General features: G+C 59.8%; 23 protein-coding genes. 8 read left to right on the top strand and 15 right to left on the bottom strand.

Annotated features, from left to right (window positions below):
* Positions 1-18: 18 nt before the first annotated feature.
* Entirely contained in the window at positions 19-711 is a 693-nt protein-coding gene (locus tag G6M89_RS19955) for an HAD family hydrolase (protein ID WP_165163651.1), read from the top strand.
* Positions 712-870: 159 nt separating this feature from the next.
* Here the strand turns inward: G6M89_RS19955 and G6M89_RS19950 are convergent, their stop codons facing one another.
* Both G6M89_RS19950 and G6M89_RS19945 read right to left on the bottom strand, forming a co-directional pair.
* Complete coding sequence (locus tag G6M89_RS19950; protein ID WP_165163650.1) at positions 871-1,308, bottom strand: hypothetical protein; 438 nt, start codon at positions 1,306-1,308, stop codon at positions 871-873.
* 80 nt (positions 1,309-1,388) lie between these two features.
* A complete protein-coding gene (locus G6M89_RS19945; protein WP_165163649.1) occupies positions 1,389-2,987 on the bottom strand; it encodes an alkaline phosphatase family protein in 1,599 nt (532 codons plus the stop codon).
* Between the two features lie 397 nt (positions 2,988-3,384).
* Between G6M89_RS19945 and G6M89_RS19940 the strand changes: the two genes are divergently transcribed.
* The 4 genes from G6M89_RS19940 (at position 3,385) to G6M89_RS19925 (ending at position 7,588) form a co-directional block, all read left to right on the top strand.
* Entirely contained in the window at positions 3,385-4,335 is a 951-nt protein-coding gene (locus tag G6M89_RS19940; protein WP_165163648.1) for a polysaccharide deacetylase family protein, read from the top strand.
* A gap of 189 nt (positions 4,336-4,524) precedes the next feature.
* Positions 4,525-5,628, top strand: a complete 1,104-nt coding sequence (locus tag G6M89_RS19935; protein ID WP_165163647.1) for a Gfo/Idh/MocA family protein — start codon at positions 4,525-4,527, stop codon at positions 5,626-5,628.
* The gene (locus tag G6M89_RS19930) at positions 5,628-6,587 is read left to right on the top strand and encodes a DUF362 domain-containing protein (RefSeq protein ID WP_165163646.1); all 960 of its coding nucleotides are present in this window, start codon (positions 5,628-5,630) and stop codon (positions 6,585-6,587) included. The genes G6M89_RS19935 and G6M89_RS19930 overlap by 1 nt, the downstream gene beginning before the upstream one ends.
* A 2-nt stretch (positions 6,588-6,589) precedes the next feature.
* Positions 6,590-7,588: an NAD-dependent epimerase/dehydratase family protein gene (locus G6M89_RS19925; protein ID WP_165163645.1), complete on the top strand. Its 999-nt coding sequence runs from the start codon at positions 6,590-6,592 to the stop codon at positions 7,586-7,588.
* A 113-nt stretch (positions 7,589-7,701) separates the two neighbouring features.
* On the opposite strand, the gene G6M89_RS19920 is transcribed toward G6M89_RS19925, so the two are convergent.
* The 6 genes from G6M89_RS19920 to G6M89_RS19895 all read right to left on the bottom strand — a co-directional run bounded on the left by G6M89_RS19920 (position 7,702) and on the right by G6M89_RS19895 (position 14,577).
* On the bottom strand, positions 7,702-8,679 hold the full coding sequence (locus G6M89_RS19920) for a glycosyltransferase (protein ID WP_165163644.1): 978 nt from the start codon (positions 8,677-8,679) through the stop codon (positions 7,702-7,704).
* A 366-nt stretch (positions 8,680-9,045) separates the two neighbouring features.
* Positions 9,046-10,236, bottom strand: coding sequence for a glycosyltransferase family 2 protein (locus G6M89_RS19915; protein WP_165163643.1), 1,191 nt, complete (start codon positions 10,234-10,236; stop codon positions 9,046-9,048).
* The gene (locus tag G6M89_RS19910; RefSeq protein WP_165163642.1) at positions 10,229-11,731 is read right to left on the bottom strand and encodes a nucleotide sugar dehydrogenase; all 1,503 of its coding nucleotides are present in this window, start codon (positions 11,729-11,731) and stop codon (positions 10,229-10,231) included. Before G6M89_RS19910 ends, G6M89_RS19915 begins: the two co-directional genes overlap by 8 nt.
* Complete coding sequence (locus G6M89_RS19905) at positions 11,728-12,768, bottom strand: Gfo/Idh/MocA family protein (protein ID WP_165163641.1); 1,041 nt, start codon at positions 12,766-12,768, stop codon at positions 11,728-11,730. Before G6M89_RS19905 ends, G6M89_RS19910 begins: the two co-directional genes overlap by 4 nt.
* Complete coding sequence (locus tag G6M89_RS19900; protein ID WP_165163640.1) at positions 12,765-13,979, bottom strand: DegT/DnrJ/EryC1/StrS aminotransferase family protein; 1,215 nt, start codon at positions 13,977-13,979, stop codon at positions 12,765-12,767. The genes G6M89_RS19905 and G6M89_RS19900 overlap by 4 nt, the downstream gene beginning before the upstream one ends.
* 4 nt (positions 13,980-13,983) lie before the next feature.
* Complete coding sequence (locus tag G6M89_RS19895) at positions 13,984-14,577, bottom strand: acyltransferase (RefSeq protein WP_165163639.1); 594 nt, start codon at positions 14,575-14,577, stop codon at positions 13,984-13,986.
* Positions 14,578-15,070: 493 nt separating this feature from the next.
* Between G6M89_RS19895 and G6M89_RS19890 the strand changes: the two genes are divergently transcribed.
* Positions 15,071-15,607, top strand: coding sequence for a hypothetical protein (locus G6M89_RS19890; protein ID WP_165163638.1), 537 nt, complete (start codon positions 15,071-15,073; stop codon positions 15,605-15,607).
* 598 nt (positions 15,608-16,205) lie between these two features.
* On the opposite strand, the gene G6M89_RS19885 is transcribed toward G6M89_RS19890, so the two are convergent.
* The 3 genes from G6M89_RS19885 to G6M89_RS19875 all read right to left on the bottom strand — a co-directional run bounded on the left by G6M89_RS19885 (position 16,206) and on the right by G6M89_RS19875 (position 18,549).
* Positions 16,206-17,216 carry a DUF1616 domain-containing protein gene (locus tag G6M89_RS19885; protein WP_165163637.1) on the bottom strand — a complete coding sequence of 337 codons (1,011 nt, stop codon included), beginning with the start codon at positions 17,214-17,216 and terminating at the stop codon, positions 16,206-16,208.
* 395 nt (positions 17,217-17,611) lie between these two features.
* Positions 17,612-17,887: a PadR family transcriptional regulator gene (locus G6M89_RS19880; protein WP_165163636.1), complete on the bottom strand. Its 276-nt coding sequence runs from the start codon at positions 17,885-17,887 to the stop codon at positions 17,612-17,614.
* A gap of 329 nt (positions 17,888-18,216) precedes the next feature.
* Positions 18,217-18,549, bottom strand: coding sequence for a winged helix-turn-helix domain-containing protein (locus G6M89_RS19875; protein ID WP_165163635.1), 333 nt, complete (start codon positions 18,547-18,549; stop codon positions 18,217-18,219).
* Between the two features lie 577 nt (positions 18,550-19,126).
* On the opposite strand from G6M89_RS19875, the gene G6M89_RS22465 reads away from it, so the two are divergent.
* Together G6M89_RS22465 and G6M89_RS19865 are read left to right on the top strand one after the other, a co-directional pair.
* On the top strand, positions 19,127-19,327 hold the full coding sequence (locus tag G6M89_RS22465; RefSeq protein WP_165163634.1) for a hypothetical protein: 201 nt from the start codon (positions 19,127-19,129) through the stop codon (positions 19,325-19,327).
* 527 nt (positions 19,328-19,854) lie between these two features.
* On the top strand, positions 19,855-20,358 hold the full coding sequence (locus G6M89_RS19865; protein WP_165163633.1) for a helix-turn-helix transcriptional regulator: 504 nt from the start codon (positions 19,855-19,857) through the stop codon (positions 20,356-20,358).
* A 146-nt stretch (positions 20,359-20,504) separates the two neighbouring features.
* On the opposite strand, the gene G6M89_RS19860 is transcribed toward G6M89_RS19865, so the two are convergent.
* The 4 genes from G6M89_RS19860 to G6M89_RS19845 all read right to left on the bottom strand — a co-directional run bounded on the left by G6M89_RS19860 (position 20,505) and on the right by G6M89_RS19845 (position 25,576).
* Positions 20,505-22,664 carry a hypothetical protein gene (locus tag G6M89_RS19860; protein WP_165163632.1) on the bottom strand — a complete coding sequence of 720 codons (2,160 nt, stop codon included), beginning with the start codon at positions 22,662-22,664 and terminating at the stop codon, positions 20,505-20,507.
* Positions 22,665-22,969: 305 nt separating this feature from the next.
* A complete protein-coding gene (locus G6M89_RS19855) occupies positions 22,970-23,383 on the bottom strand; it encodes a hypothetical protein (RefSeq protein ID WP_241175451.1) in 414 nt (137 codons plus the stop codon).
* A 741-nt stretch (positions 23,384-24,124) separates the two neighbouring features.
* A complete protein-coding gene (locus tag G6M89_RS19850; protein WP_165163631.1) occupies positions 24,125-24,478 on the bottom strand; it encodes a hypothetical protein in 354 nt (117 codons plus the stop codon).
* A gap of 129 nt (positions 24,479-24,607) precedes the next feature.
* Positions 24,608-25,576, bottom strand: coding sequence for an NAD-dependent epimerase/dehydratase family protein (locus tag G6M89_RS19845; protein WP_165163630.1), 969 nt, complete (start codon positions 25,574-25,576; stop codon positions 24,608-24,610).
* Positions 25,577-25,666: the final 90 nt, after the last annotated feature.

Raw genomic sequence — 25,666 nt, 5'->3', positions numbered from 1 at the left:
GAGTTAGATTCTATCTCAGTGACGTTTGAGCTGATGGGCGATATTGAGGCCGTCTATTTCGACCTCGATGGAACGCTTTGTGTGAGAGACCAGTCTGACGAAGAGGTTTATGAAGAGGTATTTGACCGGGTAGAGGCTCCAGTGTTTTTTGATTTGAATGACGTATATGCAGTCGATTACAGCTCACTTCCAGAAGCCAACTCCGATAGAAAACAGTATGAACATGTCTATCGCGCTATTGCTCGGAACGTCGGTGCTGATCCGAGTTATGCGCCCACACTTGCTGAGGCGACGCTCAAGGTACTTGATCCGACCGCAGTCTCGTTCCGAGACGGTGCAAACGAGGTATTGGAATATGTCCGAGAAACGTATGCTGTTGGACTCATCACTGCTGGTTCCGAGGAGACACAACTCCCAAAGTTAGAGACGCTTGGTATCCAGGATGCCTTTGACGTTACTGTCTGCTGCGGGCCCGGGACTGGAATCGAATCGAAGCCTGATCCAGAACCATTCGAGATTGCTCTAGACGAACTCGGAAGTTCCCCTGCGCGGTCCATCTACGTGGGGAATCAGCATGATCGTGATGTTGTTGGTCCCCAGCGTGTCGGCATGCAAACTGCATGGGTGCCGGAAGAAGATGTCTCGTCGAATCCGAAGCCAGAACCGACGTTTCACCTCTCATCGATGCACGAAATCACCGATATCCTCTAACTACTCGTTTGATCTACACCCTAGCGTTTCCGCATGATGGGGGAGCTATTCGATAGATATAGGTACTATTCTGGCCGCGAGTTTCACACTCCCAGTGGTTGCTGACTGCTGTTGCTCGAGGCTGCTTTTCTCTTCTCAACGCCCTTGTGACACGGCTTGCTACTGTTTACGGGAGAATCGGTGGTCACTGAGTGCTATGGAAGCGGCGAGCGACTGCGGGAAATCGAGTTGTGTAGCCACGAGGATCGCACCGCCAAGGATCGTCATAAGTACGCCACTACCGGCAACGTACTGTCCGCTCATGAGGCTGCCGCGGACGATGAACTCCGTTGCCACGCTGAGGGAAACGAGTCCAACGCCAATTCGGACTGTCGGACTATCGAGCCATCGTACTCGAGCACGAATTCCGATGGCAGCAGCGAGCGCAAGAGTGAGCGTTAAAACTCCCCATACCTCGAAGCCGGAGCCAAGCCCTGCCGGATACAGCAACAGCGCTGGCTCCTGTGTCAGTGGATTCGCCGTTATCCACGGCAGAAACGCACCACCTCCGATGAGGACGAGTCCAACCCATGTCCCGATCTTCCGGGAGCGCTTCATACTCGTTCCTCGAGAACAAGCCCTGTAGGTTTTTCCACCACCGCTCACCGCTTTCCAACACCCACCCACAAACAGCCGTCTTACTCCATGTAGCCGAGTCCTTTCAGCCGATCTTCCACGTCGTCGAAGTCCTCGTCGACCTCGCCGTCCGGACTCGAGGAGCCAGTCAGGACGTCGGCGCGTTCGACTTTCGTCCGGGCGGGCGTCGCTTCCTCGTCAAATGCGTCAAAGAGGACGCGGCCGTCGGCGTTCTCGGGCACTGGTTCGCCGATGCCGTGAAGCAGGGTTGGAGCGATGTCGACGACTCGAGCGCCCCGCAGCGTTGCACCCTGGTCGATCGAGGGGCCGCGACAGAGGACGATGCCTTCGCTGCGGTGGCTGGCGGCGTAGTTGCCGGTGTCGCCAAAGGGTTCGTCGGCGATACCGTTTCGGGCGTCGTAGCCGTCGATGCCTTTGACAATCAGATCCGGAGAGTCCTCGTCTGTCGGGAACAGGTCGTCGCCGTCGTAGACGTTGAGCAGTGTCGTGTCGTTCTCGTCGGTCACGGACTCGAAGACCTCGGTGAGTTCGTCTTTGATTTTCGGAATGTCGGTTGGATCGACGACGCCGTTTTCGAAGCGTTCCGTGTCGTTGATGTAGCAGTTGCCGGCGTCGTGGACGAACGCAACCGTCTCGTCGTAGTCGACGTCATAGAGCGCGTGATCGCCGGGAATCTGCTCGGCGACGGTATCGAGCAGGCTTCGTGGGAGATTCGAGATCAGCATCTCCTCGGTGATGCCAACCCGATCGAGCATGCCCGTAATGCGGTCACGCGAGATGCCAAGACTCGCGAGCGCGCCACGGGTTCCCTCGTCTTCTCGGCGGAAGAGATAGCCCTCTCGCTCCAAGATATGGTTGACGTAGATCAGCTCGTTAATCTCGCCGAAGCCGTGGTCGGAGACGACGTAGAGGTCTGCGTCGTGCTCGTCCGTGTAGTCCATGACCTCGCCGAGAATCTCATCGAGTTTTTTGTAGTGCTCGAGGAGACGGTCCATGTCCCAGATGAGGTGCTGGAAGCGATCCGGCGCGGTGTAAACGAAGAAGAATAGTTGCCAGTCGTCGCCGGCTTCGTCCATCTGGAGGTTCATGACCTCTCGGCGCTGACCAAGCATATCGTCGACGGCGTCTTCGAACTCGTCGAGCCGGTCAGCATAGTCAGGATAGTCGAGACTGATGTTGTAGTCGGGAATGCGCGACTCGAGTTGCTCGCCGAATTCTGGCGGGTGCGTAAACTGCTGGTCGGTCGAGGGCGTCATCATTCCCGTGACCATCGTCCCGTCGATTTCACGCGCCGGGAACGTCATCGGGACGTTGCCGACGTGTGCGGGGCCGAGTTGCTCCCACAGCGCGGGTTGTTGCATATCGTGGCTCGTGTACATCTCGTGGGTGTACTCACTCGAGAGGTTCTGGAAGCCGTAGAGACCGTGTTTGTCCGGCCAGACGCCGGTTGCAATTGAGGGCCACGCAAGCGGCGTCGTCGCCGGAGTGGTGCTCTCGAGTGGTCCCGACGCGCCTTCCTCGCGCAGTCGAGCGAAATTCGGGAGTTCTCCGTTGTCACTCCATTGTTCGATCAGTCGCCATGGTACGCCGTCGAGTCCAAGAACGAACGCTCGTTCGGACGGTGTGGTAGATCCGCTCATGAGTCTAAAGGGGCTGCTATCCTGCAGGTGACCGGATGACCGCTTTGTTATAGGGAGTGTTCACAGTGGTTGCCGTCCTAACCTGTCACGTTCGGTTGCATTACCGCGACGAACAACGTCCTTTCTCCCTGTTCGATCTGGTTACCGTTAGCGAGCGAGAGTGTCTGAATTATCCATCTGTTCGCTGTCGAGAACGATTCAACAGGCCACTACTCGGACACGAACAATGCTCGAGCCGTCAATCTCTTTTACACACTCGAGCCAGACACCAACCGCAGAACCAGAGAGACACGCGTGTAAGCCCTGCAAAGCGAGTACCCGCACGTGCAAGGGGCTCAATAACAAAAGCCGGTGCCAGAGTCCATCCCGTGTATGTCGATAACGCGTGGTGGCTGCCGTGGGTAGTGTCGTGCTCTCGCTAGATGCCGAACTCGGCTGGGGATTTCACGACCTCGAGTCCCCGCCATCCAACCGCGTCGAGGCTGGCCGCCGCGGCTGGTCGACGATGCTCGAGCTGTGCGAAACCTACGAGATCCCGGCGACCTGGGCTGTCGTTGGCCATCTGATGCTCGAGTCTTGTGATGGGCGTCACGAGGAGCATCCGGCCCCACCAGGCTGGTTCGAGCGAGAACGAGGAGCGTGGGCCGACCGCGAGGAGCTGCGATTCGCCCCAGACCTCGTCGACGCACTGCTCGCATCGTCCGTCGACCACGAGTTTGCGAGCCACTCGTTTTCGCACGTTCTGTTCGGTGACGCCGAGACGGATCATGCTCTCGCGACAGCCGAACTCGAGCAGGCAACGGCAATCGCCGACGAGTGGGGCCAGTCACTCGAGTCGTTCATCTACCCGCGAAATGATGTTGGACACCGGGACGTACTGGCCGACTATGGCCTTGCTGCGTACCGTGGAAAATCGCCAACCGAAGACGGATTGCGCGGGATTGTCGACACACGAGTCCGAGACCAGTCGCTGCTTGTCGAGCCATCCGTGGACGAGTTCGGACTCGTGAACGTCCCGGCGTCCATGTTTCTGTTTGGGTTCGAAGGACCAGCACGAACCGTCGTCGAGTCGGTCTGGACCGACCCAATGGTTGCACAGGCCCGGCGCGGAATCGACGAAGCGGTTCGATCAGATGGAATCTTCCACATGTGGTTGCACCCCAATAACCTCACCCACAAACGCGATGACCGACGAATGCGTGCGATCCTGTCGTACCTCGCCCACCAGCGTGCCGAAACCACCCTCACTGTCGAAACGATGGCTCAGGTCGCTCACCGAGTTACGACAACGGCCAACGCCAACGGCCAAACGGTTGCCGTCGATGGACGGTCCGCAAGCGACGATTAGCGACGATTTCTCCGGCCTCGTTTGTGTTGTGGTAGCTTCGACACACCGAAAACCACCCGACTGCAGGGCGATTTCGTATTCGATACCCGAACAGACAGGATATCCATACTGAGGAATCAGCGACTACAAACAGGGGGTTCACTGTACGACGGTGATAACAAAACCTGCGAAAAACGCCTGTATGGACAGATGCCACCAACACGACTTCTCAGCCGGTGGACCGACTCGAGCGCGCTCTCTGTTGGCGTTCTCGGCGTCGGCAATATCGGTCTCGTTCATCTGAAATCGGCGTGTGCAATGCCGGGCGTCGACGTTGTCGCCGCCGCAGATGCGATCCCGGAAAACCGCGAACGCGCCGACGCGGCCGGCGTTTCCCACACGTACGATGACTATACGACGTTACTTCACTCCGAAGACCTCGATGCCGCAGTCATTGCACTGCCACCGTTTTTGCACGCTGATGCCCTCGAGGAGGCCGCAAAGGCCGGCGTCGACGTCTTCGTCGAGAAACCGTTCGCCCGCTCGACCGAGGAGGCCGACCAGATGCTCGAGGTTGCTGCGGACGCTGGTATCCACGTCGGCGTCGATCACACGCTTCGCTACCAGCCGGATATGCTTGGCGTGAAAGAGGCATACGAAGACGGGTCCGTTGGTCACGTCCCGTACGCCTCGATCACGCGGCTCAACGACGGCCCGCTCGGTCGGCCACCGATCGAGAACCCGCCGCCATCGTGGCCGCTCGATCCCGACGCGGCCGGCGGCGGCTCATTGCTCGAACTTGGAATCCACTGTTTCGACGTCCTCGAGTGGCTCTTTGGTGACCTCAAGGTCGAGAGCGCGGCGATGGGCGAGACGCTCGATGTGCCAGTCGAAGACGCTGCGACAGTTCTCATGCGTGCGCCCGAGACGGAGACGACGGTCACGCTTCACTGTGGCTCCTACCAGTGGGAACAGCTCCCAGAGGTGAACACTCGACTGCGACTCGAGGGGATCACGGGCACGATCAGCAACCAGGACCACCTGCGAAACAACTTCTATGCGGGCGCGGCCAAATCCGCCCTCGAGAACGTTGCCAGCCGCGTCGCGGGCGATCGAACCGTCTTTGGGCCGACGTTCTACCTGCAGGCCCACTACAGGGCACTCGAGGACTTCATCGATGCCGTTCGAAACGACGAGACGCCGCCAGTCGACGGCGAAAGTGGACGACGAACGCTCGCGCTCGCGGAAACAGCCTACGAACTGGCCGACGAGACCGACCGTGATGAAGTGCCCCCACCGGAGGTATCCTCCTGATGGCGCAACACACCGTTCGCGGGGCCACAACGGACGCCGACGACCGACGCGGCGGCTGGACACCCGATATTGACACCCGACTGGCCCGACTCGAGTCCCCTGTTCGAGCCGTGGTCGACGCCACGCTCAGTTCGCTCACTCGATCGGAGCCGGATCAGATTACGATCGTCCCTGATATTCACTATCCGTTTCATCCGTCGACAGGGATGGTGAGTGATCCCGCCGTGGTCGGGTCGCTCATTGGCCAGTTCGAGGACCGAACCGACGCCGATATCGCCGTCGCGGGCGCGACCGACGAGATCATCGACGTCGACCGGACGGCTGAGTATCTCGGCTATCCACGCCTGCTCGAGCGCTTCGACGCAACGACTGTCGATCTCGCCGACGAACAGCGAACGGAGGCCCAACGCGAGGTCGACGGCTGGTCGACCACCGTCTCAGTTCCGGACCGACTGCTCGAGAGTGCGGTCATTACGGTCCCGACGCTGCGTCCAACGGAAGCGGGGCCGATTGCAGGCGGGGTGAGAACACTCGCGGAGTTCGTCGACTCGAGCGGCGATGATGCACTCGCGGCGGTCGCTGCAACGCGCGCTATCGACCCACCCGTCTCGATTCTGGACGCAACGGTCGCCTACGGCAGTGATCCGTACGCTGCTGACGCACTCTTTGCAGGCGCAACTCCGGCAGTCGACGCGCTCGGAACCTCGCTGCTCGGGCGCTCGATCACCGACGACGACGTGCTCAGCACGGCCGTCGGCATGACTGACAACGACAAAGCGCTCTCGCTCTCTCTCGAGCACGTTGGTCCCGGCGACGACGTCAATCTCGACGCGATCCGCACACGGCTCGAGGGCGGTGAGTTGCCACCGACAGGCGACATGCATCCCGCGGTCACAGCAGCCTATCGCCTGTATGCCGGCGTCAGCGGCGATGCCGTTCCACCACAACTCGAACACTAACTATGACAGGAGAACCCAAAATCGCAGCCGTAACAGGAGCAACGGGCTTTCTCGGCTCGCATCTCTGTAAGCGCCTCCTCGAGGATGGTTGGACCGTCCGCGCACTCTCTCGACCCACGTCGGATCGGGGTGATCTCGAGGGTCCAGATTTTGAGGATGCCGATCTCGAGTGGTACACCGGCGACGTGTTCGACAGCGAGGTCTTAGCGTCGATGGTGACTGACACGGACGCCGTCTTTCATCTCGCAGGGGTTGGCCTCTGGAGCGCCAGCCCGAAAACGGTCAAGCAGGTCAATCGCGACGGGACAGCGACCGTGCTCTCAGCGTGTCGGACCAGCGATAACGTTGGCCGACTGGTCTTTACGAGCACGGCTGGGACGCGCCAGCCGAACGAAACCTCGCCGTTCGCGGACGAGACCGACGTTGCCGAACCAATCGGTGCGTATCAATCCTCGAAAGCCGAAGCCGAGCAGTTGGTCGACCGCTACGCCAGCACCGGCGGCGATGCCGTTACCGTCCATCCAACGTCGGTGTTTGGCCCCGGCGACGAGTCGTTCACCCCACAACTGCTCTCGATGGGCCTTGAGCCGACGATGCCAGCCTACCTCCCCGGTGGGCTGAGTATCGTCGGTGTCTCGGACGTGATCGACGGCATCATCGCGGCCTACGAAAAAGGCGGCTCCGGCGAGCACTACATCCTCGGCGGCGAGAACCTGACCTACGACCGCGCTGTTTCGCGGATCTCCGACCACCTTGGCGGCGTCCCAGCCCGGATTCCCGTTCCCGCGCAGGCGATTCATGCCGCTGGGCCGGTCGCCGAAGCCGTCGGCACCGTGACGGACCACCAGGTGTTCCCGTTCAACCGCCGGATGGCCAAACTCGCGACCGAACGGCTGTTCTACACCTCCGAGAAGGCCAAGACCGAACTGGGCTACGAGTACGCACCGCTCGAGGAGCACTTACCCGAGACGGTCACCTGGTACCGCGAGGAGTTCCAGTAGCTGGTTGCGCGGTCGAATTTGCGCTGACACACCGTTTTTCGTCGTCTGTTCGGTTGTTTCGTGGTCTGTCCGTTCGACCCGATAAAGAGTTGGTACCGAAAACGTAGCACTACTCACTCGAGCGGTTCCGCTGCTCGAGCAACAGCATCCGGTGACGATTCCGAGACGCGTGTGCCAGAAACGCGTTCGTACACGTCGATCATCTGGTCGGCTGTTCGTTCGACGCTGACCTCGCGGGCCGCCTCGCGGCCGTTCGGTTCGACATCCGACTCGAGGATGGACACGAGTTCGTCGATCAGTTCGCTATCGTCGTCGGAGGCGAGCGAGGGGGTGACGCCTGCGAGCCGCTCGGAGACATCGCCGACGTCGACGGAGACAACTGGTGTATTACAGGCCAGCGCTTCTTTGACGGAGTTCGGTGAGCCCTCGCTGCGAGAGGTCAAAAGCAGAGCGTCGGCGGCGTTCATATAGTCGGGAACGGTGTCGTGGTCGACGCCATAGACGGTCTGTAATCGAACTGGGCGCTCGAGGCGGCCGTTGACGGCGTTGACGATCCGGCGCGCGCGCGGGTAGTTTTTCACGTCGCGGTCGGGGAGATACGGAAAGAGAATCTGGTAGTCGTCTTCGTCCCAGTCGACCGCGCGGCGCGCCTCGGCCTGTGGTTTGGGCTGGAATTTTTCCAAGTCGACGCCGTCGGGGATCACCTCACACGGGCGACCGAGCGTCGATTGCATCTCTTCGGACATGACGACGAGTTCGTCACACAGCGGCGCACAGGCGCGGCTCACGGGACCGACTGGCCCGTAGAGGTCTGAGCCCCACAACGAGAGCACGACCGGCTTGCGAAGCTGTGCGAGTGCCATCGGTGCGATTAGTCCGTAGTGGGCATGAATCAGGTCGTAGTCGTTCCCGGCTTCGGCGATGACCTCCGGGACGTATCGCAGATAATCAACCGGACTGCGCGAGTTTCCCCCGTCCCCCTTGCCCGAAACCGGGAGCATGGAAAACGAGACACCCCGTCGCTCGAGCGCGCGCATCTGCTCGTTCATGAACGGCGCATCGGCGTTCGTTGTCAGCGTGAGGACGTGCATCTCGGTTGCCCCAACAAAAGCGTACACATGGCTTTGTTATCCCTCACTTTTTCTGAAACGTCTGGAAACGATCTCGAGAGCGCATCTTTGCGCTGTATTGTCTTCTACGAGAGAACGTTGTAACGAGTCGAAACCGACGGTAGCGTCGGCGAACACGGCTCGCGTTCGTCTTCCGGCTCGAGATATTGGCCGACGAGACGGTTCGATCCGGTCGACAGCAAGCACTGTAATCACTGATTGACTGTCTCGTTGCTCGAGCGCTGTCGAACTGTTTCGAGTCGCGAACGGACGGCGCTGGCGAGGTGCATCAGCTCACGCGGATACACCCCTGCAAAGACCACCCGCAGCATCCGAGTCGAGAATTGATTAGGTCGCGCTTGGATTCGTGCCAGCGTCAGGATCCGTGTTTGTGCTGGTTCCGTTCCCAGTCTCCGGATGCGAGACCACGTGCGATGGCTCCTGACTCGAGTCCTGTCCGACGGCCGTCGCCGCATTTGAATCAGCCGGCGCACTCGAAGCGGTTGCCCCGTTTGCCGTTTCGGCCGTTGTCTCGTAACTGGTCGTCTCGAGATTCTCGTTCTCCGCGGCGTCCATCGCGATGGCGACACCGAGTGAGACGACGCCGAGCAGAAGGGCGACGAACGATGCGAGCAGGCCGGTAAAGCCCTCTTTCCCGCGAAGTCCGCGAGCGATCGAGGTGATTGCACCTGCGACGCCGCCAGCCAGACCCGCAGAGCCAGCGCCGTAGAAGACCACTGCGGGGTTGAAGCCCTCGACGACGTAGCGGCGGTTGAGCCGCCAGCAGAAACTCCGCAACAACAGCATGGAGACGTAGCGGATGAACGACGTGTACTTAATGCTCGATTCCTCGTCACCGTAGACCGCCGACATCGACACGTCGGCCACCCGGCGTTCGTTGACGTTGAGGTGAGTCAGGATGTGATTGAGGAAGCCGTACTGGTCAGTGATCGACTCGAGGTCGAGTTCCTCGATGGTCTCACTCGAGATGGCTGTGTAGCCGTTCTGTGGGTCGCCGACGGTCCAGTAGCCCGAGGCGAACTTCGAGAGGCCGGTCAGCATGGCGTTGCCGAACAGCCGGAACGAGGACATCCCGTCGCGATCATCGGCAGTGAGGAGTCGGTTGCCCTTCGCGTAGTCGGCCTCGCCGGTGACGACGGGGTCGATGATCCGATCCATGATTTCGGGGTCCATCTGGCCGTCTCCGTTCAGGACGGCGACGACGTCGATTCCGTCCTCGGCGGCGCGCTTGTAGCCGGTTTTGACCGCCGCACCGTACCCACGGTTTTCGTCGTGTTGGATTGGCACAACGCGCCGATCGTCGCCACCATCGGTGAGTGCAACCGCCGGTTCGGGAGTCGCCTCCTCGTTGAGCTGATCCGCCACGCGCTGAATAACGCTCCAGCTTCCGTCGGGTGAGGCGTCATCAACAGCGTAAATTCGGTCGACGTACGCCGGAACCGTCTCGATAACGTTCCCGACGAACGCCTCCTCGTTGTACGCCGTTACGACGACGCCGATTGTCTTGTCGTTATACATCGAATCCACCGTCTGTTCGGGTTGTGCCGGGTTCCGCCTCGGTCTCGGGTTCGGTACGTGCTCCCGCCTCGAGTCCGGTGCGCTCGCCGTTGACCGACTCTGGACGCGGCGGCCGTCCATCACTGCTCCCAGCGAGCGTGTAGACCCGGTGGTGCGTTGCTGCGAGGTCGAGCGCGTCGCGACCGTCCACGACGACCATCGGCTCGAGGTCTGCCCACTCGATCTGCTCGAACTCTGTCTGTGGAGTAACGAGGACAGCCGCATCGAGCGTCTCGGCTGCACTCGCAAGGTCTGTAACCTCGAGCGGGCGGGCACCGTACGCTGCAGGGTCGACGAGCGGGTCGACACCGAGAACGTCCGCACCCCGGTCGTTCAGGTCCTCGATAACGCCAAGCGCAGGCGAGGCGCGCGTTTCTTCGACGCCAGGCCGGTACGTAATCCCGAGGACAGCAACCGTCGCGTCTGCGAGATCCGTGCCGGTCGCGGCGAGTTCCTGCTCGAGGCGGTCGACGACGACCGACGGCATCCCATCGTTGACCGCTCGAGCGGTTCGGGTCACGTCGAGTGGCTCCTCGTTTTGCGAGAGCAGGAAGTGCGGATAGTAGGGGATGCAGTGGCCGCCGACACCGGGTCCGGGCTCGTGGAGCTGGCACATCGGGAGGTCGTTTGCGGTCTCGATTGCCTCGCGGACCGAGATGCCGAGTTCGTCTGCGAGCCGGCCGAGTTCGTTCGCCAGGCCGATGTTTACGTCGCGGTAAACGCCTTCGAAAACTTTGACCGACTCCGCGGTTGTCGCGTCCGAGACCGGGTGGACCTCGTTGTCCGAAATTTCGTCGTAAACGACGCTCGCCGCGCGGGTACTCTCGTCGTCGACGCCGCCGACGACCTTCGGATACGCGCCCCGAATATCTTCTAACGCGCGGCCACTCGAGGTGCGCTCGGGACAAAAGGCAAGCCCGAACTCGTCGCCCGAGAGCCCGCTTTCTTGCTCGAGGTGGGGCTTGATTACGTCGCGACAGGAGGTTGGCGGCAGCGTCGACTCGGCGAGGACCAGATCGCCCGGCGACAGACCGGCTGCGATATCGTCGGCGACGGATTCGACGGTTGCGAGGTTCGGCTGACTGTCCTCATCGATCAGCGTCGGCACGATGATAACGTGGATGCGCGCGTTGGCGGCTGCCGCTGCGCCGTCTGTCGTCGCCTCGAGTCGGCCGGCGTCGACCTGTTCGGAGACGAGGTTGTCGAGTCCGGGTTCGCCGATGACGTGGCTCTCGCCGCCATTGATCGTCTCGACGACGCTCGGATCAACGTCGACACCCGTGACGTTGCCCGTCGTCTCGGCGTAGACGCCTGCAAGCGGGAGCCCCATTTTGCCCAGCCCGTAGACGGCGACGGGAATCTCGCCGCTGGTAAGCAGGTCGTGCTGGTTCGATTCGTCGACGCTCGAGTCGTAGAGGGCGGGCACGTCCGGAGCGGCGTCCTTAGCTGCCGTCATGGTGCTTCCACCTCTCGCTCATCGGAGTCATGGTCGCCTTCGGATAGCACGGTGGCGGGTTTCTGGCCCTGTCTGTCTTCGACCAGTTGATCGATCGTCTGGACCGCCTGAAGCGCCTCAATGCCGTCTTGCGGAGTGACCTCCGGTTTGTCGTTTGCTCGGACGCTCTCGACGAACGACGCTAACTCGTGGCGCAGCGGTTCGCCGTTGTCGATACGCGGGCGTTCGACGACGCTCTCGTGGCGATACCGTTTCTGACCTTCGTCGTTAACGTACTCCGGATAGGAGTCGCGATGAATCAGGACCGACTGCTCGAGGTAGTCCACCTCGACGAAACACTCGCGTGCGGTGACGTTCAGTTTGCGGACCTTCTTCTGGGTGACGCGACTGGCGGTCAGCGAGGCGACCACGTCGTTGTACTCCATCGTCGCGGTCGCATAGCGGCCGTCTTCGGTCCCCATCGCGGTGATCGAGTTCGGCGTTGAATCGAGGATCGAGCCGACGATATCCACGTCGTGGACCATCAGATCGAAGATGACGTTGCCGGGTGCAGTCCGGTCGATTGGCGGGCCGAGCCGTTCGGCCTCGAGACTGATGACGTCGAGTTCGTCGATCAGTTCGGCGATCGTCTGGACGGCCGGGTTGAATCGCTCGATGTGGCCAACCTGGAGGACCAATCCGCGTTCTTCTGCCAGGGCAGCCATGCGTCGCCCTTCTTCGACTGTCTCTGCGATTGGCTTCTCGACTAAGACGTTGACGTCCGCCTCGAGACAGGTCGTCACCAGATCGTAGTGGACATGCGTCGGAACGGCGACGCTCACGACGTCACAGCGCTCGAGTAGTTCCTCGAGCGTGAGCGCGTCAGTGCCGTACTCGTCTGCGACCTGCCTGGCAATGTCGGCGTCGTGGTCGGTGACGCCGGCTAATTCGACGTTCGGTAACTCACTATACACGCGTGCGTGGTTGGCGCCCATCGCGCCAACGCCGATGACGCCTGCGGTGGTTCGTGCTGTAGAGAGCGTGTGTTCCGTGCTCATTGGGAGGTGTAATGTTTGGTAACTGCTTCGACAACGGTTCGTCGCTCAGCGTCGGACAATCCGGGATGGACTGGCAGGGACAGGACGGTCTCAGCTGCTCGCTCGGCTTCGGGGAACGACGCAGCAGCCGTACTCACCGACTCGTAGGCTGGCTGTCGGTGAATCGGCGTATCGTAGTACACCGCCGAATCGACGTCGTGTGCCTCGAGCGTCTCCGCAAGCGCGTCTCGTTCGGCAGGACTGTCGGTGCGGACCGTGTACTGATGATAGACGTGTCGGTAGCCACGGGGTTCCGTCGGCGTCTCGAGTGGCAACTCTGCGAACTGCTCGTCGTAGTAAGCGGCCGTCTTGCGGCGAGCCTCATTGAAATCTGGTAGGCGCTCGAGTTGGCCGGAGCCGATTGCGCCCGCAATGCTTGTCATCCGGAAGTTGTGCCCGAGGTCGATGTGATCGTAGCCGCCGGTGCCGCTCTGGCCGCGCCCATGATTGACGAACTGTTGGGTTCGCTGGGCGACATCCTCGTTATCCGTCGTGACGACACCGCCCTCGCCGGTCGTCATATTCTTCGTCGGGTAGAACGAGAAGCACGCCGCATCGCCAATCGAGCCGACGCGCTCGCCGTTGATCTGTGCGCCATGGGCCTGACAGGCGTCCTCGAGGACGAACAAGTCGTGGTCGTCTGCGAGCGCGTTCAGGGCAGGCATGTTCGCTGCTAGTCCGTACAGATGCACCGGCAGTAAGCCGACGACGTCAGATCGGCGCTCGAGGACTGCCTCGACAGCGTCGGGATCGAGCGTGTACGTCTCGGGGTCGATATCCGCAAAAACGGGTGTCGCGCCGGCGAGTCGAATCGCGTTCGCACTCGCGACGAACGAGAACGGAGACGTCAGTACTGCGTCGCCCTTGCCAACGCCGAACGCCTCGAGTGCGGCGTGCAGCGCGGTCGTTCCGTTCGAGGTCGCGACAGCCTGCTCGGCGACGCAGTAGGCTGCAAACTCGTCTTCGAAGGCACGGACTTCCGGACCGTCTGCGAGCCCACCGCCTTCGATCACAGACTGGACGCGGTCGGCAACTGCGTCACTGACGTCCGGGTCTGCAATCGAGACCGAGCCGTCGGTCTCCTCGCTCGGTGCTGTCGGCTCCGTTGGTTCCGCGTCGATGCTCTTAGCGTGTTCCGACTCAGTCTCGGTATCGACGTTCGTCTCACTCATGCTATCACGCGATTTCGTTCGGTCCCTCGAGCGGTTCGGGGAGGTCCTGGATCGTCGCTGGCGTTCCGACCGCAAGACTGTTCGCTGGAACGTCGTCGGTGACGACCGACCCGGCTGCGACGAAGGCGTTCTCGCCAATCGTCACACCGGGCAGCAGCGTCGCGTTCGCACCGATTGATGCGCCGTCTTCGATTGTCGGCCCCTCGAGTCCAGTGTCCGTTCGGACCGGGTACTCGTCGTTGGTCAGGGCAGCGCTGGGACCAATGAAGACGTTGTCGCCGATCGTGGTGTTCGTCGGGATGTAGACGTTCGTCTGTAGGCTCACATCCGAGCCGATGGTCGTCTCGCCGTCGATGACGGTCTTCGTCCCGACGAGAACATCGTCGCCAATCGTCGTGTTCTCACGGACCAGCACATCGTGGCCGGTCATGAACCCGTCGCCGATCGTGACGTTGCCGTAGACGATTGCGCCAGCTCGAACCGTCGCGTCGTCGCCGAGCGTCGTTGGCTCATCGAACTCACCGTAGCCAACGGTTGCCTCATCGTCGATCGTACAGCCGTCGCCGCGAACGACTTGACTGGGGATTGCTTCACTCATCGCGTGACACCTCTCGATCGGAGCCATCACGTACAGTCCTCACGCGTGCCCGCTCGCTCGAGCGAGCGGTGAGCGGTGCTGGAGGGCCTGTGGTCCGTCGTTGGCCGTGTATTCGTTGTCGTAGGTAGTGCTGTGTCATCGGATACTCGATCCGCTTGGGAATCATGCTGATACACCGGGTAACGAGGTTTTGTTATCCCTGCCCTGACGGATCCGTAGCCCAGAACTACAGCTTGTGTCCGGTCGCTTGCTGAATACCCGATCGGCTCACCAGATCAATGCATTGTGTGGCTTTGGTCTTGTTCTCGAGCGACCAGGAAACTCTCACGAGCGCTCAAACGTCGGTTTGGACGTTTGTCACGAACGCCAACCGGTACAATTCGATTTCGAAACGGTAGCCGAGCGATAGTAAAGGGTCAGCGTCTGGGACTCGCTACTGTGAGGTATCCGATCATCCCCGAACGATATTCGATTCGGGAGCGCGAGGGCACTCATGTCTGAACACGAATTGACACAAGCCGAGTTATTCGATGTGTTCAGTAACGCTCGACGGCGACGGGCAGTCCAATACCTGAAACAGTGTGGCGGCGGCTGTGATCTGGCACCGCTCGTCGAACAGGTAGCCGCCTGGGAGAACGACACCGAACCCGACGAGGTCACCCGCACGCAGCGCCGGCGGGTCTATATCTCGTTGTATCAGACCCACCTGCCAATGCTCGAGGACCACGGGATCGTTAACTGGGATCCCGATGGCCACCGCATCGAGTTACTGCCGAGTGATGACGTGTTCGAGCCCTATCTCGACCGCCACCTCGGCTCCGATCGCGCCTGGTATCGGCTGTACGCCGCCGCGACGGTCGCTGGTGTCGTTTTCTTCGCTGTTGCCTGGCTTGCCGTTGGTCCGGTAACGGCTGCCGCTGCCCCCGTAATTGGACTGGCGTTGTGTCTCGTCATCCTTGCGCTCTCGATTGCACAGCACGTCTCGCGTCGACCGGACCTGCAGCTCACGTCCGGCACCGCGGGTCGATAACAATAGCACGTCGCGTTCAGCACGGAGTACTGCCCTCCGGCTATTCTACAGCCGTGCTCGCTTCCGAGTCACTGGTGGCACATCTCTTGCTCAGAGAGTGACCACCCAACTCGTGACTCGCTGTACTGGTCTCTCGAGAGTGGCTTCAAACTGGCCTCGAGCGAGTCGAACCCAGTGACCCACCTCCCTTGCCTGGCCCGAACGACCCTCTCCCATATCGTCGCCAAGCACTCACTACTCTCTGTGACCCACTGGGAAGCCAACGACAGAACGTAAGCGACGGCCAGTTTGGCAAGTGGTTTGAGAACACCTCTATCAGGACTGCCCGATCCGGCTCCCGTAGTAAGCCGACGCCGTGCTATCGGTGCGTGATCCGTGCACATCAGGTTCCTGCTCGCCACTTGTCAGTAGCTGACGTCATCGCTCGCATACAGTGCAATCGCATCTCCATGAGCCATTACTCACGGTATCACGGGATGGCTGCGACCAGCATGAGAGAGACTGGGCCAGGTTGTGAGGATACAACAGCCAACTGTGAGCGCCTGTGAGTGTCTCGAGGCGCAGAAAACAAGGAGACGAGATCGAAATTCCAGCTCTGTTACTCGTCGTCGTCAGCGGCGTCTTCGGTGACGGTAACCCAGAAGTAGGCGTCTTCGTCGGCGTTTTCATTCGTCGGTTCGTCCGGCACGTCGCCATCGTCGTACAGCAAGACGCTAATTCGGACGGTTTCGTCGTCCGCTGCGGTTGGCGTGATCTCTCGTTCACCCAGGCCAGTACTCCCATCGGAGATGCTGCCATCGATCGTCCGCAACTCGGTTCGGTCGACGACCTCATCGTCTTCGATACCCTGCTCTTGGACGACCAGCGTGTACTCGGCGTGTTCACCTTCGTGATTCTCAACTGCCAGTGTCACTGGGACGGATTCACCCGGCTCGATTTCGTCTGGGATCTCGCCGGCGACCAGATCACCATCGTCGTCCTCGGTGTACAGTCCCAATTCAGTAAAGCCGCCACCTGCGGCCGGAAACAGGAATCCAACGAGCAACGCACCGGCTGCAACGGCAACGGCGACGACGAGGATGACGCTCGAGAACGTTGCCACAGCGCTGTCGTCATCTCGCAGTCCGGCGAACGCAGCGGTGAACGACACGGTAAACCGCTCTGCCGCTGGCGTTCGAATGCGCCGCAATGCACCGAGTTGGGCCGCAACGACCGTTAGTCCAGCAAGCACAGCCGCGATTGGTCCCGCCCCGAGACCCCACTGAGTGACCGGGAGCGCAAGTACGACCAGCGGTAAGATCGACAGTGACAGCACGAACGAGAGGCCCAATCGCTCAACGGTATTAATTCCTCGAGGGCGGCGCTCGACCACGGTTGTGGCCGCTTCTCGCGCAGGGCGCTCGGCTGCTGGAAACAGAAACGATGTGAGCGCGTAGCCAGGCAGAAACAGCGCAAGTGGGAATGCAACGAGCAAGCGCAGCGGACTTTCAGCCGGGACCGAGGCGATGAGGAGATAACCAAGGACAGCGACGAGTGACACGACCGCAAGATCCACTGGGTACTCGCGCACGCGCCCGAGTCTGGTCTGTGCGGCTGTCGGAAAGCTCATTGACACCTCCTCCGGCGGAAAAGACCGGTGACTGCAGTCCGAGACGATTCAGTCGTCATTATCGTTGAGTCACTCAGTAGACTATCGTTTTGTTATGCCTGCGTTATTTCCGAAAATCGGAATTACAGCTGTTGTCGTGTTCAATATCGTGAGTTACTCCCTGCCGTACCGTTCGGTCAATGACTGACTGTCCTGTCTCGCCGTCCGGCACTTTCGCTATCTGTTCCCGTTGTTCGACCGTCTAGTCCACTCGTCGTCTGTGATCGTCCAGGCTCGCAACAGAGAAAAGAACGCACTCACTCGAGTGTTGTAGAACGTATGACGGTGGAGTGACGTAGACACGGTCTGGTCGGTAGGTATGGACTGTCTTGTGGCGGTGTTATGAACGACCGCCGCTAGAAATCGACGTACTGTTCTTCCCACTCGCGGCGCTCGTCGATCCGCTGTCGACCGGCCTCGGTGATCGCGTAGTAGTTGGTTCGCCTGTCGAGTTGCCCTTTCTCGACGAGCTCTTTATTGACGAGCGTATCGAGATTTGGATACAGGCGACCGTGATTGATCTCCGAGCTATAGTACTGTTCTACCTCGTCTTTGACTGTCTGGCCCGATGGCCGATCGGCACCCGCGATCACGTACAACAGATCCCGCTGGAAGCCGGTCAGATCGTGCATTGCTCAATCACAGTGATCGTTCCACTGAGTAGATATTTGTTATCCGTGTCATACAAGGTCTTCACACATCCTTTCATAAATTGTTCCGTGGATAAAATATATATTCCAGTGAAACTCTTTTTCCCGAATGAATTCCGAACGCATCAATTACACAACCCGAGAGCGAATCGAGTGCGATTGCTCACGAGCCCTTGAGCACCAGCGTGGGAGTTGTGCAGTTGCAGTTCGGTTGATCGCACGGCTACCGGGCACTCAGAGATGGGGTCGCCGAACGTCCGCCGAGTAACAGAGATGTATCGTCGCGCTCCCGTCGTCAGTATCGAACAGGTCTACTGCTCAGCATTCGCCAGTGCAACGTCGATTCCTTCGGCACCAATCTGGACCTGGAGGTGCTCGACGGTTGCTTCGTAGGCGGTCGTGTGTGAGCCATCGCTATCGAATCGGACGCACTCCGCGAGCAGGTCGCTCTCGAGGAGGTTGTTGATGCGTCGATAGACCGTCGCAGAGGAACTGTCGGTTCGCTTGGTGAGTTCTTTTGCTGTTTTCGGTCCGTCGCTGGTCGCCATCAGAATCGTTCGTGCGCATTCATCACCAAGGACGTCGAGTTGTGCAGTTGGGTTGGCGTTCAGTTCCGATTGCGTGTTGGGTACGTGAGTGGACATGTGTAGGTCGTCGTTGTGGGTGTGTTGGTTCGCTCTCAGCCTCGAGAGGGGCGATAGACCGCTCCCGACCTGTTTCCAGCTCGGTTTGGGTACCGTCCAACGATACAACTGGTAAGCGATGAGGGTATTTTATAACGATGTACATTACAGATTGTAGGACGGTCTTTCGATCCAGAAACTTTGTATTTCGATAGGGAAATACGTCGTTTCATCGGTGTTTTCCTGCTCTCAACTGCAACTTTGTGTTGCGAATCCAGGACAACCCACCTGAATTCACGTTGAGATTGAACATCGACAAGAGTGCCGAAATTCAGTTCGACGGCACTTCTCGAGGGGTATGCCACAGAAAGCATGTGTTTCCACCCCCGAGCTGTCGCCGTGTTGGTGAACAGTCTCTCGCCTTTATTCGCATCTATCCCCCTGGGTGTACTGTGCTCGGACGTGTCCGAACCCTGTGTGATAATTCACGTCGGTGTCGCCGGCGACGTGCGTATGGCCGGTGCCCACCGTGGCGTGGATTACTGCACAGGTCGATCACTAAATCGACTCGAGACCGTCCACGCACTCACCCCCTACCATGAACTCTCAACAACAGGATTGGCGACCGATGGAATCGTCGACGGCAGGTGCACGATGTCGAAACTGCGGAACACACGTTACACAGCAGTTTGCACGCGTGTTTGGGGACAACGGTGATGTCGTCCACGGCTGCCCAGGTTGTACGACGTACCGCGAGATGCAATCCGGGAGCCATCTGCCAGGAACCGACACGAAGTGACCGTTTCACCGTTCCGTTCTCACCACCATTTTGTACCGGCGGTATCACCGTGTATTTGCAATTCTTGGTCTCCGAACTGAGGAGGTGTCACCACTGTGGTCGAGCCAGTAACTCGGAACGACTACCGAGGGCACGGCGCTACGCACCGCGGATGAACGAATAGCGCGGGACCGAAGGTTCCGCGTACCATGCGAACGGCGCTTCGCGCCGTGAGCAGACGGCCGCAGGCCGTGAGTCAGTGAGCAATCAGCCTTTGTAGCGTAGATTTTTGCGTCAAGCGGTTCTGAGCGAAGCGAGGGATCCCGAGACAAAAAGTACGTGCGTACCTGCAGTGATCACGCGATAGTGATTGCTACAGGACATCTCGCGCTCGAGTCCGTCATCTGTCGTGTCTCTCCATACTTCCTTACCGAATTCATTGAAAATAATACAGCAGGTTAAAGTCAATGGTTCGCAAACAGAACGGACGTATGAAGGGAAGCGATGGATTGCCTGTTGATAGCGTGTTCGTGATCTGTTCCTAATCAATGTCGGTCCAGACGAGTCGCTCCGAGTCGCTCGCAGAAAGCGAGGTGTTTCACATCCTCGGCAACGACAGACGTCGCGCAATCGTCCAGCTACTGGCACGCGAGTCGGCACAAATCGACGTCTCAGACGTTGCAACCGAGATTGCCGAAACCGAATCAGATAGTGCGTCCGTTCCGAACAATCTCTACAAGAGCGTCTACGTCTCGCTCCAGCAGACGCATCTCCCACAACTCGAGGAAGACGGCGTCATCGAGTACGACTCCGATGCAAAGACGATCCAGGCCGGTCCCAATTTCGATGACGTACTTGCCTACATCAATGGCCACACTGACGATCCGTCGACGTTCTTGCAACTACACTTCGCCGCGTGCGTCCTCGGACTCGCCGTTATCGCCCTCATCGGCCTCGATATCCCGTTGCTCTCGAGTATCGATCCAGTGCTGTGGAGCGTGGGTGTCTTACTCGCTGTCGCTGCAAGTAGCCTCTACCGCCTTCTCTCATAAGGCATTGAGACGGGTTTTCCACTAACGGATCACTGTGGTAGCGCATCGTCAGCCGACAGCGGTACGTCGTGTCCTCGAGTAACCTCGTATCTGTGGGCGGGCGCGACACGTGCTTTCTCAGTAAAAAGAGTGGACTGCCCGAAACGCTATGCTGGGCTAGCGGTCGTCTCAGCGTTGGCTTCGCCGTCGATCGGTTGGTCGGCAGTGGACTGATCGGCGTTGTCGGTCATATCGGACTGGTCACTGCCGTCCGCAGTGTCGGATTGCTCAGCACCGTCGTGGTCGGCATCAGCAGTGTCCTCGACGCCAGCGTCATCCGGTTCGGCGTCCGCCGGTTCATCGGCGTATGGCGTCACCGTCTGGATCGTGAGCTCATCGATCGTGATGGCAAAACTGAACGAAGCAGCGTCGTCACCGTCTGCGTCATCAGTCATGGTCTCTTCAGCAGGCGCTTGATCGTCAGCTCCTGTGAGAACGTTCTCGGCCGGCATCTCTACGCCGGTTCCTGCGATGAGGGCGAATACAGTCGCTTGTTCGACCGTCACCTCGAGTTCGAGGTCGGTGACTGTTGCGTCGTCAGCGGGTTCGGTATCATCAGTAGTGTCTTCGTCGGCGGCCGTTTCGTCGTTGTCTACACCAGCAACGGCTGCGTGTTCGTCGTCGCCAGCCACCTCATCAGCTGTGGAATCGTCGGCTCCAGGCATCATCTCGAGGGCGTCGTGTCCGTCGTGGACGAGCACGATCGTTGCCTGTTCGATCGTCACTTGCAGCGGTTCGGTCGCGTCGTCGGTGTCAGCAGTGTCAGCATCAGTAGCAGTTGAATCAGCGCTGTCGGCCTCTTCGCTGTCGTCACCATCGTGTTCGGTCTCCTCAACAGCCGTCTCGAGACTCTCGTCCTCAATCGGCGCGTCGATGTCAGATGCGAGGACGAAGATCGTCGCCTGACCAACCGTTACGGGCTGCTCTGTGGACGCCTCACTATCCTCGTCAGCGGTTTCATCGTCTGCATCGGCTGCGTCGGATTGGTCCTCGTGTGGGAGCGTAACGTCGTCGACGACGATGAACGCCGTTGCGTCACCGATCGTCACCTCCTGGACGGATGCATCCTCGTTCTCGAGGGTGGCTGCGTCGGTGTCATCATCGGCGTCTGCAGCCGTCTCTTCGGCCGTTGTGTCTGCGTGTTCGTCGTCGGCCTCATCTGTGGACAGCTCCGCAGGCGGTTCCAGTCCAGAATCGACTGTCGTCAGCGTGGCCTGTTCGATCGAGATCTCGAGTTGGTGGGTGTTCAGCTCAGTCTCGAGGTCGGCTGTGTCTGTTTCCTCGAGTTCGTTCGCATCGCTGTCCTCGTCGTCTACAGCAGGTTCATCAGCAGTACCATCGGTTTCGGCATCGTCCGTCGGGGCGGTTTCGGTGTCGGATTCGTGTGCGTCGTCACCGACGACAACGATGTTCGCCTGTTCGATGAGAATGCTCATCGGAACGGATGCTTCCTCGTCTGGGTCAGCAGGCTCCTCATCGACGGGTTCTTCAGGTGCGTCTTCGGTTTCGTTCAGTTCCTCGTCAACGGGTTCTTCAGTCGTCTCTTCAGTCTCGTTTATTTCCTCATCAACGGGTTCTTCAGGCGTCTCCTCGTCAACAGGCTCATCAGGCGCGTCCTCAGTTTCATTTAGCTCCTCGTCAACGGGTTCTTCAGGTTCGCTATCTGCATCATCAGGCTCATCCGCGACGGCATCCGACTCGTCCTCGAGCGTGACAACTGCCTGTTCGGTCACCGGTTCGTCGTTGAACAGGTATGGAGTGTCCTCTTCACCCTCAGTGTTGACAAAGTCGAACTCCTCGTTCTCGTTCGTATCGAGGTGAGCCATCGCGACGAGCGTCTCGTCATCTTCTGGCGGCGTCTCGAGTGTTACTTCGACGTCTTCGTGCGTGCCGGGCTCGAGGTACTCAGAAGAGCCGATAACGCTCTCGAGGACGTTGCCGACGAGTAGGCTGCTGTCGTGGATGACGACGAAGCCACCATCGTCGACGGTCACTTCGTCGACGACGACTGTCTCACCGTCAGTTTCCTGATCTTCGAACGTTATCGAGGCCGTCGGTTCCTCGGCATCGGCATCAGCATCGTCTATCGGCTCGAGATCGTCAGTCGCAGTTTCGTTTGGTTGATCGTCCTGTACGGTCGTCAGTGCGTCGGCTGGTGCAGTCTCTTGCTCGTCGACGGTTGCCCCCGCGCTTGCAACCATCGCCCCGCTCGAGCAGAGCATCATCACTACAGTCAACACGACGAGTAGCCGATTACGTGTGGTCATAATCTCGTGAAGCATCGTCAGATCGCCGGTTCAGTAGTATAAACCAGGTCGCCTATTGCACGAGAAATCAAAGACTGTCGGCTGAGACGGCGTTTGTATCCGTTTCAGCCGCCGTCGAAAAGCATGATTGTCTCCGCGAAACGAGTGAAAGGGTTGTTGGATTATCCAGAACAATCGATGTTTTGGGCTCCCTCTGTTCTACGATACAGAGACTCATGGGACACCTTCGAGGCAATCTGGGCAGCGGTTTCAGATCGCAGACTCATTGTGGAATCCGTTATGCAGTTGAAAGAGTAACAGAAATACTACTCGCGTTGGAGCTGTTCGGGGGACTTCGAGGCGGTCGGTTCGTGGCCTGGCAGACAAACCAGATTTTCGCGGCCTAGACGGAGTTTCGTAATCTGGCCGTCATCCTCGAGTTCGGCCAGCAGACGACTCACCTTGGCTTTCGACCAGTCGACGGAGTCGACGATCCGCGACTGTTTCATCCGCCCGCCGTTGTCCGTCACGAGTTGCTGGACCCGCTCGCGGTCCGTGATGAACTCCTCGCTGTGATCGTCGCGTTGGGTGGCCAGTCGCGTTCGGTCACTCAACCGGTTTCGGATGGCGAGTACGCCACCAAGCAGTGCGAGTGCAACGATTCCAAACATCGCCGCAACGTGTGGGTTGCCGGCGAGTACCGCTGAGACATCGGGGGCAATCGAGTTAGTGCTCGTCATAGTGTGACTGTGGCGCGGGTCGGTTGCTCGAGTCGATACGGTCACAGTCAGGTAGTAGAGTGCGTGTCATGGTTGAGAGGGGTCAATGTGGGCTGAATCGTGGTTCGTAGCGTTTCCGAACGACTGAGGGGACTGTCAGTTCGGTGCGGCCGTCTTCGTCGACCGTGGGTCTCGAGGCGGTGAGACGAACTGTGCCAGTCACGTTCGTCTCACCGCCTCGCAAGGCCCTATCAACTGGCGCGGATGTCCGGCTGCTCCCCAGAGATCGACCAGTGTCGATCTCAGCCGATAGCGCCGCGGTAGGTCCGGTGTGACAGCGACCTTGTGCGGATCCTGTTCGTACCGGCGCGCCGACGGACGGTCCGTGGAGCACACCGGAGACTCATACAGCAATCTCCCTTCACGGTGATCAGACGGCTGTCACCGCAGCGTATGCCGAGGACCGGAATAAACTCGGACGGACGTTCGGTACGATTTGCCCGGATTCAATGTGACTTCATCGAGTAATCCTCAAATTCTCTGATGAGACGGCGTCTCGAGGCCGTTTGGCCTTGCAGATGCAAGCCGCTTCGAATCCTGCTTGCAAGTATGAATGACTCACGTGACCAACTAACACGAGACAGTTGCACTGGGGACGTGAATCAACGGTGAGGGCTGCGGGTGAACGGGGTCGAAAAAATGCTGTCCGATTCGTCACACTGGCTGTGGCGTGGCGTATCGTGGATCGTCAACGTACCTCCGTTAGACACCTGGGACGCCAACGGCATCGAAGCCGGTGACACCGACGAGTGCAAGGACGTACAGAACGATCAGCACCGAAACCCAGGCGACAATCGTAATCGCTGCCGCATCGACCCAGCCGCCTGGATAGCGTGCGTTGATCACCGCGAGGTACGCCACAAGGACGAGCGCGGGGCCAAGCAGCGGGATCCAGCCGAAGAAGAACCCGACGAGGGCCCAGATGACTGCCCCGATCAGTGCGGTGACTAGCGCGTACGTGTAATCTTCTGCATCGACTATCACTTTCGCTCCGGCGTAGATGCCCACGGCACCGATGAGCAGGCTCACACCGAAGACAATGAGGCTATCGATCATGCATCAGGTCGCCAGCAGCGAGACCGATAGTTATCACTCACCTACACGAACCTGATCGGTCCTCTGGACGTTTGCAACGGCGCCACGTTCGGCAGCAATACCGGCCTACCTGCGGTCGCACTCGAGATGTTACTGAGCGTCCACGGCTCGCTCGGCCGCTCGTTCCGATGCCGTCGCCGGCTCCGATGAAATGAGCGATCGAATTCCGGACTCGAGGCTGATGCGAGCGTCGAATCCAAGCTCGCTATCCGCTTTGGAGACGTCCGCACCGCTGTGTCGGATATCGCCTGGCCGCGGATCTTTGTGGATGACCGGCGACTGAGAATCGGTCGCGTCGCGAATCGTCTCGGCGAGTTCGCGAATTGAGATCCGCTCGCCCGTCCCGATGTTGTACGCCTCTCCCACGCTGTCGGTCGTCGCTGCGCGCAGATTCGCACGAACGACATCGTCGACATGGACGAAATCACGCGTCTGCTCGCCGTCGCCTTCGACGGTGATCGCCTCGCCCGCGCGAGCCTGCTCGAGGAACGTCGAAATGACACCGCTGTAGGGCCCCTGTTGGCGCGGGCCGTAGACGTTGAAGTAGCGCAGCGCAACCGTCTCGAGGTCGTACAACTCTTCGTAGCGCCGGACGTACTGATCGAGTGCGAGCTTCTGGATTCCGTACGGCGACGTGGGCTCCGTCGAGGCCGTCTCCGGCACCGGTAGTTCATCCGGATGACCGTACACTGCCGCACTCGAGGCGGCGACGACGCGGGCGTCTTCCTGTCGGGCCTGCTCTAACACGAGGAGACTCGCCTCGAGGTTCGTTTCGTTGCTGGCCCGCGGTGCGGCAACACTCTGACCGACGCTGACCATCGCAGCCTGATGGAAGATGATGTCGGCGCCCCGTGCGGCTTGCTGGAGCGCGATCGGATCGCTGATATCGCCTTCGACGACGGTCACGTCCTCAGGAAGATATGACTGATCACCCGTCGAGAAGTTATCGAGCACCCGCACCTCGTTGTGCGGGGCCAGTGTCTCGACGAGGTGGCTTCCGATAAAGCCGGCACCGCCGGTAACAAGAACCGTCCGATCGCGAATCGGTGGCGAACGCATTGGCGAACGAACCGGGGCAGGTGGGTTTAGTATATCATCCATACCGGACAGTATTAGCCGCTTATATCCCGAGAGACGGCCACTTGGGTC

This window comes from Natronolimnobius sp. AArcel1 (assembly GCF_011043775.1).
In the GTDB taxonomy this organism is placed as follows: domain Archaea; phylum Halobacteriota; class Halobacteria; order Halobacteriales; family Natrialbaceae; genus Natronolimnobius.
The sequence above is the reverse complement of the archived record's forward strand: the minus strand, read 5'-3'. Positions and strand labels throughout refer to the sequence as shown.

Bases quoted from the DNA above. Each gene is read 5' to 3' on its own strand.
- G6M89_RS19845 (WP_165163630.1), bottom strand. From the start codon at position 25,576: ATGCGTTCGCCACCGATTCGCGATCGGACGGTTCTTGTTACCGGCGGT.
- G6M89_RS19925 (WP_165163645.1), top strand. From the start codon at position 6,590: ATGACAGGAGAACCCAAAATCGCAGCCGTAACAGGAGCAACGGGCTTT.
- G6M89_RS19910 (WP_165163642.1), bottom strand. From the start codon at position 11,731: ATGACGGCAGCTAAGGACGCCGCTCCGGACGTGCCCGCCCTCTACGAC.
- G6M89_RS19880 (WP_165163636.1), bottom strand. From the start codon at position 17,887: ATGCACGATCTGACCGGCTTCCAGCGGGATCTGTTGTACGTGATCGCG.
- G6M89_RS19915 (WP_165163643.1), bottom strand. From the start codon at position 10,236: ATGTATAACGACAAGACAATCGGCGTCGTCGTAACGGCGTACAACGAG.
- G6M89_RS19920 (WP_165163644.1), bottom strand. From the start codon at position 8,679: ATGCACGTCCTCACGCTGACAACGAACGCCGATGCGCCGTTCATGAAC.
- G6M89_RS19935 (WP_165163647.1), top strand. From the start codon at position 4,525: ATGCCACCAACACGACTTCTCAGCCGGTGGACCGACTCGAGCGCGCTC.
- G6M89_RS19950 (WP_165163650.1), bottom strand. From the start codon at position 1,308: ATGAAGCGCTCCCGGAAGATCGGGACATGGGTTGGACTCGTCCTCATC.
- G6M89_RS19905 (WP_165163641.1), bottom strand. From the start codon at position 12,768: ATGAGCACGGAACACACGCTCTCTACAGCACGAACCACCGCAGGCGTC.
- G6M89_RS19885 (WP_165163637.1), bottom strand. From the start codon at position 17,216: ATGAGCTTTCCGACAGCCGCACAGACCAGACTCGGGCGCGTGCGCGAG.
- G6M89_RS19855 (WP_241175451.1), bottom strand. From the start codon at position 23,383: ATGACGAGCACTAACTCGATTGCCCCCGATGTCTCAGCGGTACTCGCC.
- G6M89_RS19875 (WP_165163635.1), bottom strand. From the start codon at position 18,549: ATGTCCACTCACGTACCCAACACGCAATCGGAACTGAACGCCAACCCA.
- G6M89_RS19945 (WP_165163649.1), bottom strand. From the start codon at position 2,987: ATGAGCGGATCTACCACACCGTCCGAACGAGCGTTCGTTCTTGGACTC.
- G6M89_RS19860 (WP_165163632.1), bottom strand. From the start codon at position 22,664: ATGACCACACGTAATCGGCTACTCGTCGTGTTGACTGTAGTGATGATG.
- G6M89_RS19890 (WP_165163638.1), top strand. From the start codon at position 15,071: ATGTCTGAACACGAATTGACACAAGCCGAGTTATTCGATGTGTTCAGT.
- G6M89_RS19865 (WP_165163633.1), top strand. From the start codon at position 19,855: ATGTCGGTCCAGACGAGTCGCTCCGAGTCGCTCGCAGAAAGCGAGGTG.
- G6M89_RS19850 (WP_165163631.1), bottom strand. From the start codon at position 24,478: ATGATCGATAGCCTCATTGTCTTCGGTGTGAGCCTGCTCATCGGTGCC.
- G6M89_RS19900 (WP_165163640.1), bottom strand. From the start codon at position 13,979: ATGAGTGAGACGAACGTCGATACCGAGACTGAGTCGGAACACGCTAAG.
- G6M89_RS19930 (WP_165163646.1), top strand. From the start codon at position 5,628: ATGGCGCAACACACCGTTCGCGGGGCCACAACGGACGCCGACGACCGA.
- G6M89_RS22465 (WP_165163634.1), top strand. From the start codon at position 19,127: ATGAACTCTCAACAACAGGATTGGCGACCGATGGAATCGTCGACGGCA.
- G6M89_RS19895 (WP_165163639.1), bottom strand. From the start codon at position 14,577: ATGAGTGAAGCAATCCCCAGTCAAGTCGTTCGCGGCGACGGCTGTACG.